This is a genomic window from Pleomorphovibrio marinus, assembly GCF_003347495.1.
Classification (GTDB): Bacteria; Bacteroidota; Bacteroidia; order Cytophagales; family Cyclobacteriaceae; genus Pleomorphovibrio; species Pleomorphovibrio marinus.
In genome coordinates this window covers 528,761-548,384 of the sequence record NZ_QCXY01000003.1, presented here as the reverse complement: position 1 = coordinate 548,384, position 19,624 = coordinate 528,761, and the positions used below count along the sequence as shown (strand labels likewise).

The following is a 19,624-nucleotide window of genomic DNA, read 5'->3' as shown; positions in this document are numbered from 1 at the left end:
GGAAGTGGGTGCATTCATATCAAGTTTTGCTATATTGATTGTATGCATAAGAAAGGCAAAGAATATGAAGTGAAAGAACCATTCACCGATTATGGAAGATATACCTATGCCGATTATTTGGAATGGCAATTGGAAGAAATGGTGGAGCTGATCCATGGCAAAGTCTTTCGATCTGCTGCGGCCGCACCTAGGAGAATCCATCAGAAAATCTCAGGTAAGGTTTTTGCTAAAATTTTTAATTTTTTGGAAGGGAAAAGTTGTGAAGTTTACGAAGCACCTTTCGATGTACGCCTACCTATCAAATCCACTAGAAACGAAGATGTAGATACGGTGGTCCAACCAGATATCTGCGTGATTTGCGACAAGTGCAAACTAGATGAGCTAGGTTGCATTGGCCCACCGGATTTGATTGTTGAGATACTTTCTCCCGGCAACAACAAAAAGTAACTTCAAAACAAATACGAGGTCTATAAAGATTCTGGTGTGAAGGAATATTGGATCATCCATCCTGACGAGCGGACTGTCATGACATATACCCTGTTGGAAGGCCAATACATCCCTTCGAAACTTTTTACCTTTGGAGACTTCATTGAATCCAAAGCTGTAGTTGGTTTTTGACTGGACTTAGATTATGTGTTTAGGGATTTGGAATAATTGTTTTGTATATCAGGGGTTTTTAGTTGCAATTCAAAACCCTAAACGTGCAAGAATTGCTTTCGGATATTCTTTTTGGGATATAATCTTACGCAAGTCACGGGGTAAGGAAGTTGTTTTTTTAAGGTCAATCCTAGGCCTAATGCATTTGACTGTAATTGTGGGTATGATGGGGTAATTTTTCGCATCGAACGACGAAAGTGGCTTACTAGGCACCCGGTTTTGTTTTTATTTAAATTATAGGCCAGGGAAAAAACCTTTGCTAAATTGTCAGGATAGAAAAAAATAATATTCCATGGATAAATTTTCAATCATTGTTTTTGTTATAAGCTTCCTCTTAGTGTCATGCCAGGAAAAGGAGACCGAACGGCGGCCTAATATCCTTTACATTATGACAGATGATCATACCCAGCAAGCTTTACATGCCTATGGGCATGGGCTTTTAGATAGCACTTATTTTCCCAACATGGACCGTTTGGCAAAGGAGGGTGCACTTTTTAGAAACAGTTTTGTGACTAATTCCATTTGCGCACCAAGCCGGGCTGTTCTGCTTACGGGAAAATACAGCCATATTAACGGCAAGATCGACAACGTGGCGCCTTTTGACTGGGATCAACAAACTTATCCAAAGCTGTTACAGGCAGGGGGGTATGAAACTGCCCTTATAGGGAAGATCCACTTGGCAGGGAAACCACAGGGGTATGATTATTCCCTTACCTTGCCCGGACAGGGGAATTATTACAATCCTGAACTCATCAAGAATGGGGAAGAAGAAGTGAAATTTGAAGGACACTGCGAGGCTTTGATCCCACAGTTTGTCATGGATTGGCTGGAAAATGATTGGGATAGGACTAAGCCATTTGCTATAAATTACCACACAAAGGCCCCCCATCGTAATTGGATGCCCGAGGAAAAGTACCTGTCCCTCTATGAGGATGTGGAGTTTGATTTTCCCCACAACTTCTTTGATGATTACCAAGGTCGTGGCAGTGCTGCCAGGGAGCAGGAAATGGAGATTGTAAATAATATGTACTGGGGTTGGGACATGAAATTTGAAAAGAACCCCTTTACCGGGGAGGAGAGCCGTCTACCTGCACCTTTTGGTAGGATGAGTGAAGAGCAAATGGAGGCATGGAACGAGGTGTATGGTCCTGCCAACGAAAAGTTTCTAAGCCAAGGTGCTCCAGGTGAGCAATACCTCAAACAGCCTCCAAGTGGGGAAGAACTCGCCAATTTTATGTTTCACAGGTACTTAAGGGATTACCTCAAGGTTGTGAAATCCGTAGATGATGGCATAGGCAGAGTGTTGGATTACCTGGAAGAGCAGGGGCTTTTGGATAACACGGTGGTGGTTTATACTTCGGATCAGGGATTCTACCTAGGGGAGCACGGCTGGTACGATAAGCGATTTATGTACGAACAGTCACTCAGTACTCCTCTTTTAGTAAGGTATCCCAAGGAAATTGAGGCTGGTACAGAGGTGCAAGAAATGGTGCTCAACCTGGACCATGCGCCTACTATCCTGGATTATGCAGGGGTGGAAATCCCTGAAGACATGCAAGGAGAGTCTTGGCGGCCTGTAGCAGCAGGACAAAGTGTGCCTTGGAGGGATGCCATCTATTACCATTACTATGAATATCCAGGGCCTCATAATGTAAAAAGGCATTATGGCGTAAGGACAGATAGGTACAAGCTGATTCATTTTTACTACGATGTGGACGAATGGGAGATGTACGATTTGGAAAAGGACCCCGATGAGATGAATAGTATCTATGATGATCCGGAATACAAGGAAATCCAACAAATGCTACATACCCGATTGGAGGAACTTCGGGTGCAGTACGGGGATTCCGATGGACTGAATCAGCAATTTATTGACCAAAGTGTATCCAATAATTAATGGTGGTTCCTATGCGATTTCACAAAGAAAGTAATTTTCTTTTTCCATTTTCAAAAACCCTAACAGCCCTTTTTCTAGGGCTAGCTTTCTGGGGCTGTCAGCCGCTGGAAAAGGAAAAAAGTACCGAAAATGAAAAGCCAAATATCATCTTTATCCTGACGGATGATCAGCGTTGGGATGCCCTGGGCTTTGCCGACAATGATATCATCCACACCCCGCATATGGATAAGCTGGCAAGTGAGGGATTGTATTTTGAAAATGCCTTTGTGACCACAGCCATCTGTGCCTCAAGTAGGGCTTCCCTATTCACGGGACTTTATGAGCGTACGCACGATTTTACCTTTGGCAAGCCTCCTGTGCAGGATGAATACATGTACCGTAGCTATCCAAAGCTTCTGAAAGACGAAGGGTACAGGACCGGGTTTGAGGGGGAATTTGGAGTGAAGGTAAATGAAGGCATTGAAGATTCCATGTTTCACGTTTTCCAAGATGGTACTGAACGTGGATATAGAACCCACCATCTTGCCTTTGGTGGGAATGGAGTTACCGGATGAATATTAAGGATATAGCCATTCCAAGTTCCTGGATGGTCAACCCCAGACCTGGCGATCAGGTATATACTTGGAGCACAGACATGAAAGCAACCGTGGCTGATTAGGTCAATCTATTTGTTAAATTCCCAAACCATTGGGGATTAATCAATAATCATTCAGATGCTTTATCCCAATCGTAAATTATAAAAAGGATGCAGGGGGTAATGAAAGTTGTCAAATAGCGTTTTCTTTGAGTTTTTCGGAAATAAAGACCTTGATCAGGCTTTGTCGGGTAATCACCAGTTTTTAGGCAGCCTGATCAAGCTCTTTGACCATCCATTCCGGAAAGTCAACACTTACCCTACGGGCTTTTAACCCAGGTTTTGATATTTTATCCGCCTTCAGATAAGGCACTAAATTCTCATCGTTTTCAAATTTCTTGTCAAATTCAACTGCTGTAATAGATTTCTTTTTCATTTTCCCTTGATTTTCTGACCGATATATTCCGTATCTTTTTATTCCTAGTGGTATATACGGTTGACCATATATGTTCATCTAATTTGGCAATAAGTAAAAACCGCTTTTTATCTATTTGTCCGAGCTTCAAATATAATCCTATCGGGATCTTTCCAGAGTTCCTTAGCCTTTTCAAAGTAAATTCCATGTTTGGTTTTATTAGACTCGCTTTTCCTTGGGTCGAATTCGAACTTATTGCATAAGGAATACAATGGTGTAAAAACCACTATAAAATTAAGTAAAAAACAGGTGAAAATAACCAAAAATGAGTTTTGAAGATATAGGGGTCAGTCATTAAAGAAGAATGCAAACCCATGCGGTGCCAGGGAGTCCTACCCATTAGGAATAACTTGAAAGCTGCAATCATTATTATATGGTAGGTTCCTCCCTAAAGCTAAGCAGGAAAAGCCTGTATCCTCTATGCTTGTTTAAAGTTCGTAGACTTTGGATTTATGTGCAAATTGCTTAATTATGATTTGTTCCCCCAGTCGATATGCGTTGCGGACAGGTACCTACCATTGGAGAAGACAGCATGGGATAGGTGGGATACGAAAGGAGAAAGCCCCGACCCCAATGGGGTCGCACCTATCGGTTTTAAAATTCAAGCTAAAGCGTATAATCCCGCAATGACCATAAATCGGTCAAAATTTGTGAAAATGGGTGCTTGGTGTGGGATCAGTGGAGGTTGAACTAACAGCCCTGCCCGCATATCAAGGGTATTGGTCTTTTTTACCTAGTTTACAGTATATTTAATGGATATACACGTTAACTCCAAATGCATGAAGGAATTAAAAATCAAACCCCTGGGTTGCATCATTTTTTTGCTAAGCCTATATTCATCCTGTCATCAAGGCAATGGAGATTACCCGGAGGCACAGGGTCAGGATTCCCTTTTTTTTGAGGACAAGCATACAGTTTTGCTTTGGCTATTCGATGAGGAAGCTTATCCCAATGCCACCATTACGGATGCAAGTCCGTACGAAGTTGCCGACTTGCGGCTCACCTCTTCTTCCTTGGCACAGGGAAAATTCGGTAATGCCCTTTCCTCCCAAAAGGGCTATAACGTTATCTACGCTGGATTTTCCGGAAGGGGAGCGTTGGTACCACGCCAGCCGGACGGAGTACCAACGGGATTGTGGGGACCTACTTATGCTCCTGAGAATTTATTGCGGGCATTAGCTGGGTCGTCTCTTACTTTTGAATTTTGGTTGAAACCCAGTGATGTGTTGCCTGAAGAAGCTTTTTTGCTTGATTTGGGGAGAGGACTTGATGCCGGATTCAGCCTCCTTTTTGTAGATGAGGGAAAGACGCTGGAGGTAAGAAATCATTACCGGGGTATTAAGACCATTTTTGAATGGAAGGAAGCGTTTGCCAAGATGAATGATTTTACACATTTGGCTATACAAATAGATAGTGAAGGAAAGGGGTCGGTCTTCTTAGATGGTAGATTTACGGTTGAGGGAATTTCATCCACCCTTAAAAAATCTCCTCTCCCACCAATAGAGAGTCCCAGGGAAAACTTTAACGCCGATAGGAATTGGGCAGATTTAAGTGAGGAGCAAAAATTGCTACAACGGTTTAACGTATCCCTACTTCAAAGCCGGAAGGCAGAGTCCGATTTGCCGGGAGTTTTGGATGAATTTAGGGTCTCGGATATTCTTCGTTTCGGGCGAGATGGGTTTCAACCAAAAACCTATTCCCGGAATTATTCCGATGCAGCCTATTCCTTGCCTACTCCTACCGGTCCTCCCTTGCTCTTTTCCAATGAAACAAAAGATGTATCTGTTTTTAACTTCGGAAAGCGAAAGCACCTGTTTTTGGATGATAGGCTACTAGAGACCTTGGAAAATGCCCAAATTGTGATGAAGCCCTGGAAGCTTAAAGATGCCGAAAAGACCGACATTGAAAAGGTGGATGGGGAGTGGCGAATCACCTTTGTCCAAGACGGAGAGCGAAAACTTGGAATTGCGACCGCAAACTACAACTCGAGCCTAGGGCTGGTTTACCTTTATGAAACAAGGGATGGACTAAAATTCGATGGCAAGCCGGTAGAAATGGTCAATTACCCTATGGGTGGGGATTTATTCATTGATGACAGCCCAGAGGCGCATCGTGATGGTACCCGCTTTAAGTTGACAGCCTATCTTTCTGGTCGGGGGATTTATTTGTACACTTCCCCGGATGCTTTTCATTGGCGAAGGAATGAAACAGCCATGTTTCCACTTTTGTCGGGTGGAAGTGCTGAGTCCTTTTACGACGATCAGCGGGCCAAGTATGTTACCTACCTGAAGCGGGATGCCAGTTTTGATAATCCAGAAGCAGTCAACCCGCAAAAGCGGGTATCGGTGCGTTTTGAGACGGAGGATCCCTATCGCGTTTGGCCGTTTAAAAAAATGAAGGAACCCTATTTTGAATATTCGCCCTTTCCCGTGGTCACGGGGGAGGGTGAGTCACAGTTTATTCTTCCTCATGGTGCCCCTTCCTATGAGCAGGTTTATAGAACCCGGGTGGTCAAATATCCCTATGCACCGGACACCTACCTCGCTTTCCCTTGGATTTATCTGGCGGACTCGGACGACAGGAATGTGGCCATTGCCCATAGCCGGGACGGAGACGAATGGAATATAATAACAGAAACTTACTATGTGGACAAAGGCAAATATACAGAGGTGATCTCTTGCCAGGGATTGCATAGAGAGGGGGATGAGCTATGGCACTACCTGGAGGTGGGGGATGCCCATGGCAGGGGAGAGCGCACTTGGTATCGTATTCGAATCAGGCTCGACGGCTATTTTGCCTTACAGAGTGATGAGGTTGCCGGCTCCTCTACCACCAAAACCCTGCAAGTAGCAGGAGATCAGCTTCGATTGAATTATATTGCCAAAAAGGGAGGCAGTGTATTTGTGGAAGTGTTGGAAGAGAGCGGTTCGGTCGTCCCCGGCTTTTCAAAGGGTGAGTGTGCGCCGCTTACCGGGGATGAAATATCGGCTAGGGTGAAGTGGCAGGACGCTGATTTTAATCAACTGTCAGGGAGAACTATCAGATTGAAATTTTACCTGCAGAATGCAGAGGTCTATTCGATTGAAACCTTGTAAATAGTTGTTTTTAAAGTAAATAGCCTGATTTTCTTATCCTTCTTAACCTAGATGTCAGCTTTTTATTTTCTCTTCTTGGTCGCTGAAAAGTAAACTAAAATTAATTAAAACAAATAGAATGAGGTTAAGAATGATCACCACTCTTTCCAAGATTTAATACTCATAGGGATTGTCGGAAAATCGGATCAACCTTAATATCAAGTGAAGGGAAAGTAAAGTAATTCTGGCTATTTGATAATTGAAATACCTAGTCTGATCCCCTGGCTTTTTCTATATTTATAGGATGAACCGAACGTTAAACCCTACCCATCTTCAAACTTCCCTCCAGAGAATGGTGGACAACAAATCCATCTTTAGCGTGGCCATGAAAGTGGAAAATGGAGATGCTTCTCTATCCTGGTCAGGTGCTGCCGGGTGCATGCAAGTGGAGGACAACTACTTCATTGCTTCAGTGACCAAAATGTATATCACCGTGTTGGTGATGAAGCTGATCGATGAAGGGAAGATCCGTTTAGAAGATAAAATTAGTGAACATCTGCCAGGCCATTTCTGCGATAAAATCCATGTTTTCAAAGGGGTGGATTACTCGGGTCAATTGACCATCAGGCATTTGATAACCAACACTTCAGGAATCCCGGATTATTTTTTCCACAAGCAGGAAAATGGCCGGACGGTAGCAGATGAATTGATGGAAGGAAAAGATGAAGCCTGGCCTTTGGAAAGGACCATTGGACTTATCCAGGGATTAAAACCCAAATTCAAACCGGGGGCCAAAGCGGCCTATTCAGATTCGAATTACCAGCTTTTGGGAAAAATCATTGAGGAGGTTTCAGGACTTTCCATTCCAGAGATCATGAAGGTGTATATTTTTGACCCTTTAGGGCTGAAAAACACCTATATATATCAAGATACATCCGATAACATGCCCGCTCCTTTTTACTATGGATCAAAGAAATTATGGCTACCCAATTACATGGCATCGATAGGACCGGAGGGGGGAATTGTATCCACCATAGATGAGGTGATGGTTTTTCTGAAAGCTTTTTTCGAAGGGGTATTTTTCCCTAAAGAAAAAATAGAATCCCTGAAAGAATGGAAAATGATTTTTCCTCCTCCCGGACTTTTCCAATTTGGTATTGGGCTGGAAAAATTATGGATTCCCTGGATTGTTTCCCCCTTTAAGTACCCGGGAGAGATACTAGGCTTTTGGGGACAGACAGGCACTTTTGCCTTTTACAACCCAAAAACAGACCTGTATTTCTGCGGTGCCACCAATCAGATCAATGGGGTAGGACACAGGAAGGCGACAGGACTGATGATCAAGACAATAAAGTCCACGTTGTGAGTAGCTAGTTTCAATATTAGGCAGATGGCAAATCAACCCAATATCATCACCTACAGGGAGTTCAATGATTATTATGCGGATGCCAATACCACTATCCGGGCAAAACATGATGAATTCCATGTGCTCCGATTTAGCGAACTCGGGAATGATATTGTGCCCGTGATGGGGCCTTTTTGCACTGCTTATTTTCAGGTTGCCATTGGCAGCGAAATACAGGCTAGGGTAGGGGTTTTTGACATGAGGGAAGAAATCGAAAACTATTCCATGGTTATATATCTGCCCGGTCAAATTCTCACTTGGGAAAAGACCGGTAATTGGGAAGGGTATGTGGCCAATGTCAAAGAGTCTTTTTTGAATCTAGGTGGCTTGGCCTATCTCACCGATAGCTTTAGTTTTCTTCACAGCTTACAGCCTTTGGTCATTTCCCTTTCTGTAAAAGAATATGAACAGATGAGCCAGTTTTTTGAATTGCTTTTAGATGAACAGAAGGAGTTGAAGGAAGAAAACATTTTTGTGATTCGTAACCTGTTACAGGTTTTGATGGTGTTTATCAACAGGATGGTTTCAGGAAAAATAGGCGGAAGTACTTTTCCTGAATTACAATATCAAAAATTGGCCACTTGGTTCAAGGGATTGGTATTGAACCATTATAAGGATGAAAAAGCAGTTACTTACTATGCGGGAGTAATGGGAATAAGTCCAGCTTACCTGGCTGAGGCTGTTAAAAAGGTGTTTAAGACAACACCAAAACGCATGATTAACGAAATTACTTTTTTGCATGCCAAAACCCTACTGGCATCTTCGGATATAGGCATTAAAGAATTGGCTTGGTCTTTGAATTTTGACGATTACAGTCATTTCGTGAAATTTTTTAAAAAAATGAGCGGGCTTACTCCCGCGGCCTTTAGAAATGCTTTAAAAAATAAAGGGTAAAGGCGAAAAAATTGTTTAATTTTTCTTGTTAGTGCACCGAAATTTTTACCAAAATTCAACCCAATTTTTCCCATACTGTGCTAATTTTTTTGATCAAATTTACAGTAAATCAATAAGTTATCTAACTAAATCCCCAAAATCATGAAAGCGCAGACTATGAAAAAGCAGGTTGCAAACAACATTTCCAAGGAGGTGCCCAAACACAACAAACCCCTTGTAGGGAGAATGAAGTTTTATTATAAAAATCCCATCGCAGATGGCTACTTTTCCTACTTACTCGCATTTGGAGCAAGAGGGGGTGCTGATGTTGGTGAAGCATTTGCCGCCGTCAGCAATGTGGGCCAATACGATACAGAAGCATGGGTACGTGAACTCACCAAAATGGCAAATTTGGTAGAAAAAGAAGCTCACAAAAGCCTTTCCCGAGGGCATACCATTACTGCAAGGGATACCTTCCTACGTGTGTATTACCTTAACCGGGCCGCCCTGTTAAACCTGAGTCCTGTCAAGGAAACCCAACGTTATAATGAAATCCGCAAGCATGCTGTAGAAAATTTCAGGAAAGCTGCGGCATTATATAACCCTCCCATCGAAGCCATCGAAATTGAATTTGAAGGGAAGAAACTGCCTGGTTATTTTATCAAACCAGACAATAGGAATATTAAAAGGCCGACGCTTTACAATGTGGGTGGAGGAGAATCTTTTTGTGAGGACATGTGTATGGTGTTCGGAATTGGAGACCAGGAACGTGGTTACAATATGATCACCGTGGACCTTCCCGGAATGGGAAACACAGCGGCAGAGGGAATGAAAATGGAGCCTGCCATGGAAAAGCCTGTCAGCAAAGTGATCGATTACCTGGAAAGCAGGCCGGATGTGGATATGGAAAGGTTGGCAGTGTTTGGTCCCAGCATGGGAGGGTATACCGTGGCCAGGGCAGCATCCAAAGATAAACGCATCAAGGCCATGATTGCCAATAGCATTATTTTGAACCAGTATGACTATTTGGTGCAGGCCAAGGAGTTGAAGACCTTGGCCAAATATGAGAATTTCCCCTTGTTCAAAATGCTTACCAGACTGTTTGGGTCTTGGTTGGCCGGCTTGTTCAATGTAATGGATGTTTACAAATGGCGATGGAAAGTGAACACCATAAAGGAATGGCTGGATGCCTGTAAGGAATTTACAGCAGATCCTTCCGAGATAAAATGTCCCAGCCTTTTGATGGTGGGTGAGGACGAACTGGCCTATTGGGCCACCAAGGGATTCATTAATGAGTCCCTTAAAAAGATCGATAACCCAAAGGTGGATCTGGTAATCGGAAAAGCAGAACTGGGTGCTTCGGGAAAGAACATGCTGCCCAACCTTACCCTGATTCGACATACGGTGTATGATTGGCTGGATGAAATTTTCCTACAAACCACTGAGAAGGTGAGTATCCATGCTGCCAAGGAAGTGGCCAAAGAAATTAGTAGTTAACCCACTACAATTTACTTCCGATTTGACCACAAACTTGAAATAACAATAAGGTCAACCGTAGTTTTGAATTTTATTATGCTTGATGGGGGTTTTTAAAGCAATACTACATCTCTGATCAAAAACTTCCATCGAGTATAATATAAAGAACATATACAAACCAAGGTAAAACAAAACACGCAAATGAAGTAAGTTTCCATTATTCCAACCATTTAAAAATTATAAGGGAAATTTATAAAACTACAAAAACTATCTTTAATCATTAGGAGGCTCAGAGAGGTAAAATGGATTCCTTAAATTTTAATTATATGGATGCGAAAAATAGGTTAAAATGGGTTTTAAGGCTAGCTTTTTTAACGGTCTTTTATTATCCTATCTGGATATTGGGTACTTTGGCTATGGAAAATCTGATTCCTGATCTCCCCTCCGAACCAGGTTTAATAGAAGAGGGTTTTGGCTTGCTCGTATTGGGGTTAATAAACACGGCATTAATTGTAAGCCTTATACTCACCTCCCGATGGAATGGATGGCAATTAACGATAAGCTTGGCACTTGCCTATTACGGATCCTTTACCTTACTGACCCAAATAGAATCATGGTATTTTCTAAGTGAAACCACCGTGCCACCCCAGTTATTGCCACGCCTTTTCCTAATGGGTTTATCTATTCCGTTTATTTTTATACCTGTGGCGGTCTTCATTTTGGGCAAATGGAAACGCAAAGGAGAACCCGTAGATCCTGCAATATGGAAGGTCTCCACCACAAAGCTTCTAATTATCAAATTTGGGATTATAGCCCTTATATACCTTGTTGTGTACTGGTTGGCGGGGTATTTTATTGCTTGGCAAAACCCCGAGCTGAGGGAGTTTTATGGTAGCCCGGGTGAAATAGCTCCCTTCTTTTCCCATACCTTGGATACGTTTTTAAATTCCCCAAGCTTAGTGCTGTTGCAGTTATTTAGAGGAATTGTTTTTGGTGCTATCGCCTTGCTCATCTTGTCCGGGTCAAAGGCAAATACCTGGGTGACCGCATTGATAGTGGGGTTGCTTTTTGCCATTCCTCATCTGGTGCACATTCTGCCAAATCCACTAATGCCCATCGCCAGTGTAAGAGTTAGCCATATGGTTGAAACTGCTTCTTCTTCCTTTGTTTTTGGATTAATTACGGTATGGGTACTGCAATTTGGTCAAAAGTAAGTGGTGGCTTAATTCCCTGCAAGATGAATTTGGTGATGATTAAAATCATTATTTGTATTGAGGGTGCTCATAGTTGTCTTGGCCTTCTCCTGCTAATTTTGCAAAAAAACCTTACCGGGATTTTGTAAAAGGGTCGGTCATTTTCGTAACTCAAGTAGTAGCTGGATTTAGGTTTTGAAATATGCTGAACCTATTAAGCAGCCTGAAAAAAAATTTAAACCGGAGAAGTATGTAGCGAAAAAAGTTAATCAAAAATGTTTGGTGCATCCACATCTACTTCTAATTTAAGAGCGATTGTTTTTAAAAACATTGCAAGATTATCATTTCTAAGTTGTACCGGTATGAAAAAAGTGTATTTCAATGACAGGGCCGAATTATTGAAAAGAAACAAGGCTTTTGAGACAGAAATATTTACTGAAGAATTAATTGAAGAATTACCTGAACCTATCAAAAAGTATCTAAGGGTCTGTGGCTATATGAATACAACGGTACCTGTAAATGCCAATGTTTACTGGTCAGAAAGCCGGTTGAAAATGTCGCCACAAAAAGATTGGGATAAATTGCATACCTCCCAGTTTAATTCTGTAAAACCTATCGGAAGAGTAGCGCTAATGAAATTTGAGTCAATGCCCGTGGCTGCACGTGATCTATACCGGGATGGCTATGGGGAAATGAATGGTAAACTACTAAACCTGATAAGAGTAGTTTTTGATAACAGCAGAGAAACAGCTCAATCGGCATTGATTACCACATTCTGTGAATTTATGTTTATACCAGGCTACCTTTTGCTTGATAGTGTTAAATGGGAAGATATGAGAAATAATGCGGTAAAAGGGACACTTAATGACAATGGGCTTGAAGTTACAGGAGTGTTTTATTTTGATGAGGATGGCCTATTTACACACTTTGAAACTGATGACAGGTACTATTCAACAGGAAAAAATCAGTATAAAAAAGTAAAGTTTTCTGCCTTTGTGGAAAGTTATAAAATGCAGGGGAATCTGAAAATCTGTGAGAAGGTGAAAATTGTTTGGCATTTACCCGATGGTGATTTTGAGTATTACAGAGGAATTGTTGACAGCATTGAGATAAATGTAAATGAGTAATTTTTCACACTTGCAAAATTAAGGTACAAATGCAACTAGAGTATTTCATCAGTGGAAATTCAAATAAAGAAACCCTCCTCTTTGTCCACGGGGCAGGAGGAAATGCCGATCAATTTCGAAAACAGCACGAGTATTTCTCTGAAAATTACAAGGTGGTTTCCTTATCCTTAAGAGGACATGGGGATTCTCCAAAACCCTCACCAAATACCACAGAGCAATACGTATTAACCCTTTTTGCCGCGGATATCATCCAATTGATCAAAGACCTGAATTTGGATAACATCCATTTTGTTGGGAATTCAGCTGGCGGGGTGATAGGTTATATAGTGGTCAGTAAAATGCCTGAAAAATTCTTAAGCTTGGCCACTTTCGGTACAACAGGACAGATGAAGTTCCCCAAATTTCTCGCTCCGGTATTCAGAGCTTTTGATGCTTTTATGCTCCAGTTTTTTAAAAAATGGTACCTGAACTTTATGGTTTCCCATACCGCCAATCATGAGGCCTCCAAAGAGGTTTTTTTCCAAATGTTTGAAAAGGCAGTAACTGCGATTCCCCATTTCAGGTATAATTTGGTGAATTATGACTTTACGGGCTTTATTGCCCAAAGCCCTGTTCCCTATACATTGATCAGATGTGAATTTGACAAAGGGATTAATGGGATGTTAAAATCAACGCTAAAGGCTATCGAGGCTAATCCATCAGCAAAGGTGATTGAATTGAAAGGTTTAGGCCATGTGGCTAACCTCGACGATCCAGCGGCTTTCAATAATTGCTTAAAGGACATATTGGACAATCTAAAATGAAGAAGGGAATATTTTCTAGTACTTACGGAGATATTTATTATGAACTGTCAGGTATTGATCCTGTTTCTACCTTGGTATTTATCCATGGAGTAGGCATGGATCACCACACCTTTCATGATCAGGTAGATCCACTACTTTCCGATTACAGTACCTTAGTCTGGGATTTGCCCGGGCATGGTAGCTCAACTCTCAAAAACTATAACGAGCGATTTACGGTATTATCCGCAGAATGCTTGAATGAGTTATTGGAGGAGTTGAAAATCCAAGAGGTCATTTTGGTTGGACAATCCTTGGGCAGCCTGATTGCACAGTATTTTCAGATCAACTATCCCGGAAAGGTAAAAGCCGTGGTACATGCACCAGGCATTGAGTTGAAGTCGCATGTGGGAGCTTGGGCAAAATGGTTTGTCCCATTTTCCATGTTTTTGATTGGACTTATTCCGAAAAAAACGTTTTGTAGAGCTTTTGGTAAGCATAGGGCCGTAAGGAAAGAGGTTCAGGAATATCTGTCGGCCTCGATGAAACAAACAGGGAAAAAGTTAGCACTGCAAATCACTACCGATATGACCTACGACCTTATAGATCCATCGCCTCAACCTAAAAAAGTGCCTCTACTAATGCTTTATGGACAAAAAGATTTATTCTTTATTAAAAATGCCTCTAAAAAATGGCACAAAAATGAGCCAATGAGCCAAAGTGTAGAAATAGCCAATGCCAATCATATAGCCAATCAGGATAATCCAGCGTCTTTTAATCAGGCTCTGAGCCAGTTTCTGAAAGAGACTTGTCAGGTCTAGCGCGGTGACAATACTATTAAAATCAGTAACTATGAAGAAAAAAAAGTTTTACCTGGGTCTTATCTTGTTTTTCCTCGGGATGTTGGGCATGTTGTCCATGTTAACGGTAGATTTACCCTTGCCGGAGGAGGTTGTATCCATGTTGGAGGATCAGTTTACGCCATTACAAATTAAGCTGCTGATCTTAATCAACCCAACCATTATTTTGATTGTTTCAGTAGTGGTGGGTACCGTCCTTTACCAAAAGGTAAACCTTAGCGTTCCAATTATTGAGAAGTTGGTGGGCATAAGGCTCGAGCATCCACAATTTCGAGAAATATTCTTTTATGGGATTCTAGGTGGCGTACTCGCAGGGTTGATACTAAGTATTCTCGGCCTCTACAGGTACATTTCTCCGACAGAATATGAACTCCTGAACTCCTCCCTCAATTTGACCCTTGCAGCAAGGTTTTTATACGGAGGGATTACAGAAGAATTATTTATGCGGTATGGATTGATGACGCTTTTGGTTTGGTTGGGAGCCAAACTTTTTAAGGGAACCAAACCCAAGGTGTATTGGATTGGGATTATCATATCCACCCTACTTTTTGCTGTAGGTCATTTCCCCGTCGTTTTTCAAGTTGTAGAAAATCCCAGCATAGTCTTGATAAGTTATGTCTTGATTGGCAACTCCATTGGGGGGCTTGTTTTCGGTTGGCTGTATTGGAAAAAAGGGCTGGAAAGTGCCTTCTTGGCTCATATATTCGCTCATGTGGTAATGGTGCTCAATGAAAAACTATTCCTATGAATCCAGAAACCTTTGATAGAAAACGCGTCCCTGTACGTTTCTTTGTGGTTACTTTTTTGTGGTCCTGGCTGTTATGGTTGCCTTTTGTTTTACCAGGTTTGGGTATTTGGGGGTGGAATGAAAGCCTGCGAGACAGTTTAAGCATGCCAGCGATCATTTTGGGTGCATTTGGCCCGGGCTTAGGTGCACTCTATTCCATCCGTACCCTGCAAGGAAAATCTGAAGTCAAGCGCTTTCTAAAAACCTTTCTGGCCATTGATTTTGGCTGGAAAGTTTGGGTTGGGATTTTGGCTGGATTGGGGCTCGCCAATTTTTTGGCTTGGTACCTCCCGGGTTTTTTTGGATATGAAAGATTGCCCATGCTTTTACCTACCCTATATGTTTTTCCGATATATTGGCTAGTGATGATTTTTTTTGGAGGCGGACAAGAAGAAGTGGGGTGGAGGGGCTATATCATGCCTTATTTGGAAACCAAATTCGGGCTTTGGCCCGGAAACATCCTTTTGGGCATCATTTGGGCAATATGGCATGCACCATTATGGTTTATTGCTGCATCTTTTCAAATCTATATGCCTTTTCCGGCCTTTTTGATCGGATGTATAGGTTTGTCTTTTTTCTTGTCTTGGGTAGTCAAGGCCTCACATCAAAAGCCCATGTCCGCTTTGGTGGCACATGGTACCTCCAATGCATTTATGCCAGTTTTTCCCAGTTTAGTCCTGGCAACGGATGTTTTCCAATTGCATTTTTGGTTACTGGAATTCCTTATGTTGGGAATAGGAATTATTGCCTTATTAACTGTTAAGAAAAGTAATGCTTTATAATGATGCTCTATATTAAGTTCAGCCTTTTGTTTTTTGTGATTCATTTCGTTTGCTATATCATAGCCGGTGTTATTGACCTTCGGTTGGCCAAAAAAATTTATAAAGGAAAAGACCGCCTGTACAAGGGGTTTTTCCGGGATATGGGAAAGAAGGAGGAGGAGCTTCGAGTGGCAAAACTCCTTTTGCCCTCTCAGTTTGTAAGGGCGATAGTGATGTCGATGGTGCTTTATCCTGTTTTGCCTTTCTTGACCACCCTTTCATTTTGGCAGCAGTTCCTCTTTATGGGGAGCCTGATGTTTGTTTACACCGATTTTTCCTGTGCAGTTCCTTTTTCGAATACCATAGAAGGATTGGTCTATCTTAAAAAAGAGTTTGTGGAAAGAAAAATTTTCTGGATCATTCAGTTAGAATCCATTATGTACAGTGTCCTATTTGGTTTGCTTTCTGCCTTACTACTGTTTTAATAAAAAAAGAATAATTAAAGGGCAGCACCCTGATAGAAGTCATGTTTGGAAGTTTTCTTTCTTCCTACATTTGGAGATTAAAACAATTACAATGAACAGATTCCTCATTTTGGTTGCATTGCTTTTTATGCATTTTGGAGCGATGGCCCAAAAAAATCAACGAACATTATTTCTAAACACAGGCCTTCAAAATTCCTGGGAACGTGACCACGGGTACTCCCCCTTGGTGTACAAGGGAAGCTCTATCGGTTTAACGCTGGGATATGCTAGTGTCGGAGAACTGAAAACTGATGAGGTGTATCTCCATTATAGCAGACTGCCCTTACAAAATGCCTTCAATGCAGAAATGACCGGTACCCATGCCAGTGTCATAACCTATACCTTCTATAGTGCTGACTGGTTGCCGGAAAGCTTAATGTTGGGTTGGTCCAATAACAATGCCTTAAGCGAGCGGAACTATGAGGACGCACAGAACTTCAACCCCAGGTTTGATTTTCATACCTCATTTGGGCCGGCAGTACGCTACCAGCAATCATTTGGAAAGGAGCAGGAATGGAGGTTTTCTTCGCAAGCCCATTGGCAAGTGATCGGTTTCCTGTTTTCTGCTTCCTATGTGACCAGCCCTCCGGACCCATTTCTTCATGAACAGTCCACTTTCAATGCCTTTTGGCAGTCCCTGCGCTTTTTCCAACCCTTTCAGCAACAGGATTTGGGAATATTGAATCAGTTTTTTTACCAATTGTCCAATGGTAATGAGATCGGCATAGGCCATAGGTTCCATTATTCTTCCCTAGAAAATGCCCACCGCTCCCATCGCTCCGGTAGCCATTATTTCTTCCAATTAAATTTTCAATTATGAGAACGTACCAGCAATTATTCGTGATTTCATGCTTGCTTTTGATAGGTAGCAGCTGCGAAGTTATCATAAGACCCGAAGACCCACCGGCCAACCCAAGGGCAGTATTTGAGCACCTTTGGTCAGATGTACATAACAGGTACAGCTTTTTTGAGGAAAAACAGATTGACTGGGAGGACGTTAAACAAGCCTATAGTCCTTTAATTCACGATGGGATGGACCCCTATGAGTTGTTCGATGTACTCGGTGATATGCTTGCAGAACTGGAAGATGGACATGTGAACCTTTTGAGTACGTTTAACCGCTCCCGAAACTGGAGCTGGTTTGAAGGTTACCCTTTGTTTTATGACGAGCAGCTTATTTATGACAAGTACATGAAGACTGATTACAGGATCATTGGCCCTCTGCATGCGCAGACCATCGATAATATGCTTTATGTCAACTACCGCTCTTTCGAGCGTACCATTTCCGATCAGCATATGGATGAAATAGTCCGACTGATGCAGTTCCATGATGGGCTGATCATTGATGTGAGGAGCAATGGGGGTGGCAACCTTCGAAATGCCCACAAAATAGCATCCAGATTCACGGAAGAGGAAGTGATTTACGCTAGGCAGCGCTTTAAAACCGGGCCTGGGGCTGCGGATTTCACCCCTTGGGCCTCTTTACGGATTACCCCTTATTCTGGAGAAAAGTATATGGGGAAAGTGGCCCTCCTGACCAATAGGCACTCTTACAGTTCTACCACATTTTTTGCCCAAATGATGAGGGTTTTGCCCCAAGCCAGGCTGTTTGGCGATCAGACCGGAGGGGGTGGGGGCACTCCGGTTTTTGCAGAGCTCCCCAATGGCTGGACTTACCGTTTTTCAGGGAGTCAGACCATAGACCCCGATGATGCACACCTGGAGTTTGGGGTGCAGGTGGATCAATTGCTCACCCATCCCATGGATCAACTGGAAGGCAAGGATCATTTTATAGAAGCGGCAGTGGGATGGTTGAGAGAGTGAGTTGTGTTGTATCCAAATTTAATAAGGACCTTTTTGAAGGGATTATTTGAGCCTGGGTTAACCTCTTTCATGGTTTTGTGTTAATATTGGGAGGGCGTATGCATTCCCCACATATTCCAATACAATGTCCAAAACGTACGATTACATCTTCGCAGGATCCGGATTGGCTGGATTGAGTTTATTATACAGGCTTTTAAAGGAACCCGGATTCCAACATAAAGAAATTTTGGTCATAGACTACGCCAAAAAAACCCAAAACGACAGAACCTGGTGTTTTTGGGAAAAAGGGGAGGGGCCATTCGAATCCCTGGTCTGCCATGAGTGGGCCAGGTTGCGGTTTTTTTCACCCCAGGTTTTCAAGGTATTTGAGATGAGGGAATACCGCTATAAAATGATTCAATCGGGGGATTTCTATGCCCATGTATTAGATTTTGTCAATGGGTTTTCAAACGTACGTTTTGTAGAGGAAAAGATTGTGGGAATATCCGAAGAAGGGGAGAAGGTCTCCGTAGATACCGGGGATAACATCTATTCAGCAGATTACGTCTTCAATTCCACCGGACTCTTTTATCCCAAAATGAACGAGGATAACACCTTGCTTCAGCATTTCCTTGGCTGGTTTATACTGACGGAACAGCCTGTCTTCGATCCTGAGGTGGGTACCTTAATGGATTTCACCCTCCCTCAAGATCATGGCACCACCTTTATGTACGTGCTGCCTACCGCCAGTAACATGGCACTGGTGGAATATACGCTTTTTACGGAGAGGGTTTTGGAGGAAAAGGAATATGAAACAGCCCTTAAAAGCTATATACGTAACAAATTGGGTGTGCAAGCCTACGATATAAAACATAAGGAGTTCGGTGTTATACCCATGTCATTGGCTAGATTTCCCGCTCACCTTGGGAAAAATAAGCGCATCATCAATATTGGCACTGCCGGAGGATATACCAAGCCAAGTACGGGATATACCTTCCAGTTCGTTCAGAAGCATATAGGCAGGCTATTGGTACAGTTAAAGCAAACGGGTTCTCCCGTAGTGGATCCTACTTTTAGGGAGCGCATGTTTGAGTGGTACGACCGGACATTGGTGGATGTGATATTGAATAAGAGGTTGACTGGGGAACAGATTTTCTCCTTTCTTTTTAAACAAGTGGAGCCGGAAAGAATATTGGCCTTTTTGGCCAACGAGAGTGGGTTTTTGGAGGAGTTTAAGATAAGAAACAGTGTCCCACAGTTCCCTTTCGTCTATTCGGGCATAAAGCAACTTTTGGGTGTGGGGAGGTCCTGAAAACCGTTAATAGTAAGAATAAAAGTTTAATAAGTTTCCTTTCTATA

General features: G+C 42.4%; 17 protein-coding genes and 1 pseudogene. 17 read left to right on the top strand and 1 reads right to left on the bottom strand.

The annotated features are described in order from the left end of the window. Window positions 1-42: 42 nt before the first annotated feature. The 3 genes and pseudogenes from DB520_RS11455 (at window position 43) to DB520_RS11445 (ending at window position 3,108) form a co-directional block, all read left to right on the top strand. A pseudogene (locus tag DB520_RS11455) lies at window positions 43-618 on the top strand (Uma2 family endonuclease). Between the two features lie 331 nt (window positions 619-949). After that, window positions 950-2,554, top strand: coding sequence for a sulfatase family protein (locus tag DB520_RS11450; RefSeq protein ID WP_114749842.1), 1,605 nt, complete (start codon window positions 950-952; stop codon window positions 2,552-2,554). 11 nt (window positions 2,555-2,565) lie between these two features. Then, a complete protein-coding gene (locus DB520_RS11445; RefSeq protein ID WP_114749890.1) occupies window positions 2,566-3,108 on the top strand; it encodes a sulfatase-like hydrolase/transferase in 543 nt (180 codons plus the stop codon). Between the two features lie 285 nt (window positions 3,109-3,393). Here DB520_RS11445 and brnA read toward each other — a convergent pair whose 3' ends face one another. After that, window positions 3,394-3,564, bottom strand: a complete 171-nt coding sequence (gene brnA / locus DB520_RS11440) for a type II toxin-antitoxin system BrnA family antitoxin (protein WP_232834924.1) — start codon at window positions 3,562-3,564, stop codon at window positions 3,394-3,396. Between the two features lie 818 nt (window positions 3,565-4,382). On the opposite strand from brnA, the gene DB520_RS11425 reads away from it, so the two are divergent. The 14 genes from DB520_RS11425 to DB520_RS11360 all read left to right on the top strand — a co-directional run bounded on the left by DB520_RS11425 (window position 4,383) and on the right by DB520_RS11360 (window position 19,577). Continuing rightward, window positions 4,383-6,698, top strand: a complete 2,316-nt coding sequence (locus tag DB520_RS11425) for a hypothetical protein (RefSeq protein ID WP_114749840.1) — start codon at window positions 4,383-4,385, stop codon at window positions 6,696-6,698. Window positions 6,699-6,981: 283 nt separating this feature from the next. Further along, complete coding sequence (locus DB520_RS11420; protein ID WP_114749839.1) at window positions 6,982-8,043, top strand: serine hydrolase domain-containing protein; 1,062 nt, start codon at window positions 6,982-6,984, stop codon at window positions 8,041-8,043. A 24-nt stretch (window positions 8,044-8,067) separates the two neighbouring features. After that, a complete protein-coding gene (locus tag DB520_RS11415; protein WP_114749838.1) occupies window positions 8,068-8,976 on the top strand; it encodes an AraC family transcriptional regulator in 909 nt (302 codons plus the stop codon). Between the two features lie 141 nt (window positions 8,977-9,117). Then, window positions 9,118-10,452 (top strand): alpha/beta hydrolase, encoded by a 1,335-nt coding sequence (locus DB520_RS11410; protein ID WP_114749837.1) that lies wholly within the window; start codon window positions 9,118-9,120, stop codon window positions 10,450-10,452. Window positions 10,453-10,757: 305 nt separating this feature from the next. Next, window positions 10,758-11,645: a hypothetical protein gene (locus tag DB520_RS11405; protein ID WP_198675303.1), complete on the top strand. Its 888-nt coding sequence runs from the start codon at window positions 10,758-10,760 to the stop codon at window positions 11,643-11,645. Between the two features lie 254 nt (window positions 11,646-11,899). After that, entirely contained in the window at window positions 11,900-12,751 is an 852-nt protein-coding gene (locus DB520_RS11400; RefSeq protein ID WP_157972040.1) for a DUF6544 family protein, read from the top strand. A 29-nt stretch (window positions 12,752-12,780) separates the two neighbouring features. Then, entirely contained in the window at window positions 12,781-13,554 is a 774-nt protein-coding gene (locus tag DB520_RS11395) for an alpha/beta fold hydrolase (protein ID WP_114749834.1), read from the top strand. Further along, window positions 13,551-14,351, top strand: a complete 801-nt coding sequence (locus tag DB520_RS11390) for an alpha/beta fold hydrolase (RefSeq protein ID WP_114749833.1) — start codon at window positions 13,551-13,553, stop codon at window positions 14,349-14,351. The genes DB520_RS11395 and DB520_RS11390 overlap by 4 nt, the downstream gene beginning before the upstream one ends. A 31-nt stretch (window positions 14,352-14,382) precedes the next feature. Beyond that, window positions 14,383-15,138, top strand: a complete 756-nt coding sequence (locus DB520_RS11385; RefSeq protein WP_114749832.1) for a CPBP family intramembrane glutamic endopeptidase — start codon at window positions 14,383-14,385, stop codon at window positions 15,136-15,138. After that, window positions 15,135-15,959, top strand: coding sequence for a CPBP family intramembrane glutamic endopeptidase (locus tag DB520_RS11380; RefSeq protein ID WP_114749831.1), 825 nt, complete (start codon window positions 15,135-15,137; stop codon window positions 15,957-15,959). The genes DB520_RS11385 and DB520_RS11380 overlap by 4 nt, the downstream gene beginning before the upstream one ends. Beyond that, entirely contained in the window at window positions 15,959-16,423 is a 465-nt protein-coding gene (locus DB520_RS11375; RefSeq protein ID WP_114749830.1) for a hypothetical protein, read from the top strand. Before DB520_RS11380 ends, DB520_RS11375 begins: the two co-directional genes overlap by 1 nt. A gap of 91 nt (window positions 16,424-16,514) precedes the next feature. After that, the gene (locus DB520_RS11370) at window positions 16,515-17,282 is read left to right on the top strand and encodes a hypothetical protein (protein WP_114749829.1); all 768 of its coding nucleotides are present in this window, start codon (window positions 16,515-16,517) and stop codon (window positions 17,280-17,282) included. Then, window positions 17,279-18,286 carry a S41 family peptidase gene (locus DB520_RS11365; RefSeq protein ID WP_114749828.1) on the top strand — a complete coding sequence of 336 codons (1,008 nt, stop codon included), beginning with the start codon at window positions 17,279-17,281 and terminating at the stop codon, window positions 18,284-18,286. The genes DB520_RS11370 and DB520_RS11365 overlap by 4 nt, the downstream gene beginning before the upstream one ends. A 124-nt stretch (window positions 18,287-18,410) precedes the next feature. After that, the gene (locus DB520_RS11360; RefSeq protein WP_114749827.1) at window positions 18,411-19,577 is read left to right on the top strand and encodes a lycopene cyclase family protein; all 1,167 of its coding nucleotides are present in this window, start codon (window positions 18,411-18,413) and stop codon (window positions 19,575-19,577) included. Window positions 19,578-19,624: the final 47 nt, after the last annotated feature.

What these genes read in the sequence shown, in the direction of transcription:
- DB520_RS11450 (WP_114749842.1), top strand. Translation starts at nt 950, where the DNA reads ATGGATAAATTTTCAATCATTGTTTTTGTTATAAGCTTCCTCTTAGTG.
- DB520_RS11445 (WP_114749890.1), top strand. Translation starts at nt 2,566, where the DNA reads ATGCGATTTCACAAAGAAAGTAATTTTCTTTTTCCATTTTCAAAAACC.
- brnA (WP_232834924.1), bottom strand. Translation starts at nt 3,564, where the DNA reads ATGAAAAAGAAATCTATTACAGCAGTTGAATTTGACAAGAAATTTGAA.
- DB520_RS11425 (WP_114749840.1), top strand. Translation starts at nt 4,383, where the DNA reads ATGAAGGAATTAAAAATCAAACCCCTGGGTTGCATCATTTTTTTGCTA.
- DB520_RS11420 (WP_114749839.1), top strand. Translation starts at nt 6,982, where the DNA reads ATGAACCGAACGTTAAACCCTACCCATCTTCAAACTTCCCTCCAGAGA.
- DB520_RS11415 (WP_114749838.1), top strand. Translation starts at nt 8,068, where the DNA reads ATGGCAAATCAACCCAATATCATCACCTACAGGGAGTTCAATGATTAT.
- DB520_RS11410 (WP_114749837.1), top strand. Translation starts at nt 9,118, where the DNA reads ATGAAAGCGCAGACTATGAAAAAGCAGGTTGCAAACAACATTTCCAAG.
- DB520_RS11405 (WP_198675303.1), top strand. Translation starts at nt 10,758, where the DNA reads ATGGATGCGAAAAATAGGTTAAAATGGGTTTTAAGGCTAGCTTTTTTA.
- DB520_RS11400 (WP_157972040.1), top strand. Translation starts at nt 11,900, where the DNA reads ATGTTTGGTGCATCCACATCTACTTCTAATTTAAGAGCGATTGTTTTT.
- DB520_RS11395 (WP_114749834.1), top strand. Translation starts at nt 12,781, where the DNA reads ATGCAACTAGAGTATTTCATCAGTGGAAATTCAAATAAAGAAACCCTC.
- DB520_RS11390 (WP_114749833.1), top strand. Translation starts at nt 13,551, where the DNA reads ATGAAGAAGGGAATATTTTCTAGTACTTACGGAGATATTTATTATGAA.
- DB520_RS11385 (WP_114749832.1), top strand. Translation starts at nt 14,383, where the DNA reads ATGAAGAAAAAAAAGTTTTACCTGGGTCTTATCTTGTTTTTCCTCGGG.
- DB520_RS11380 (WP_114749831.1), top strand. Translation starts at nt 15,135, where the DNA reads ATGAATCCAGAAACCTTTGATAGAAAACGCGTCCCTGTACGTTTCTTT.
- DB520_RS11375 (WP_114749830.1), top strand. Translation starts at nt 15,959, where the DNA reads ATGATGCTCTATATTAAGTTCAGCCTTTTGTTTTTTGTGATTCATTTC.
- DB520_RS11370 (WP_114749829.1), top strand. Translation starts at nt 16,515, where the DNA reads ATGAACAGATTCCTCATTTTGGTTGCATTGCTTTTTATGCATTTTGGA.
- DB520_RS11365 (WP_114749828.1), top strand. Translation starts at nt 17,279, where the DNA reads ATGAGAACGTACCAGCAATTATTCGTGATTTCATGCTTGCTTTTGATA.
- DB520_RS11360 (WP_114749827.1), top strand. Translation starts at nt 18,411, where the DNA reads ATGTCCAAAACGTACGATTACATCTTCGCAGGATCCGGATTGGCTGGA.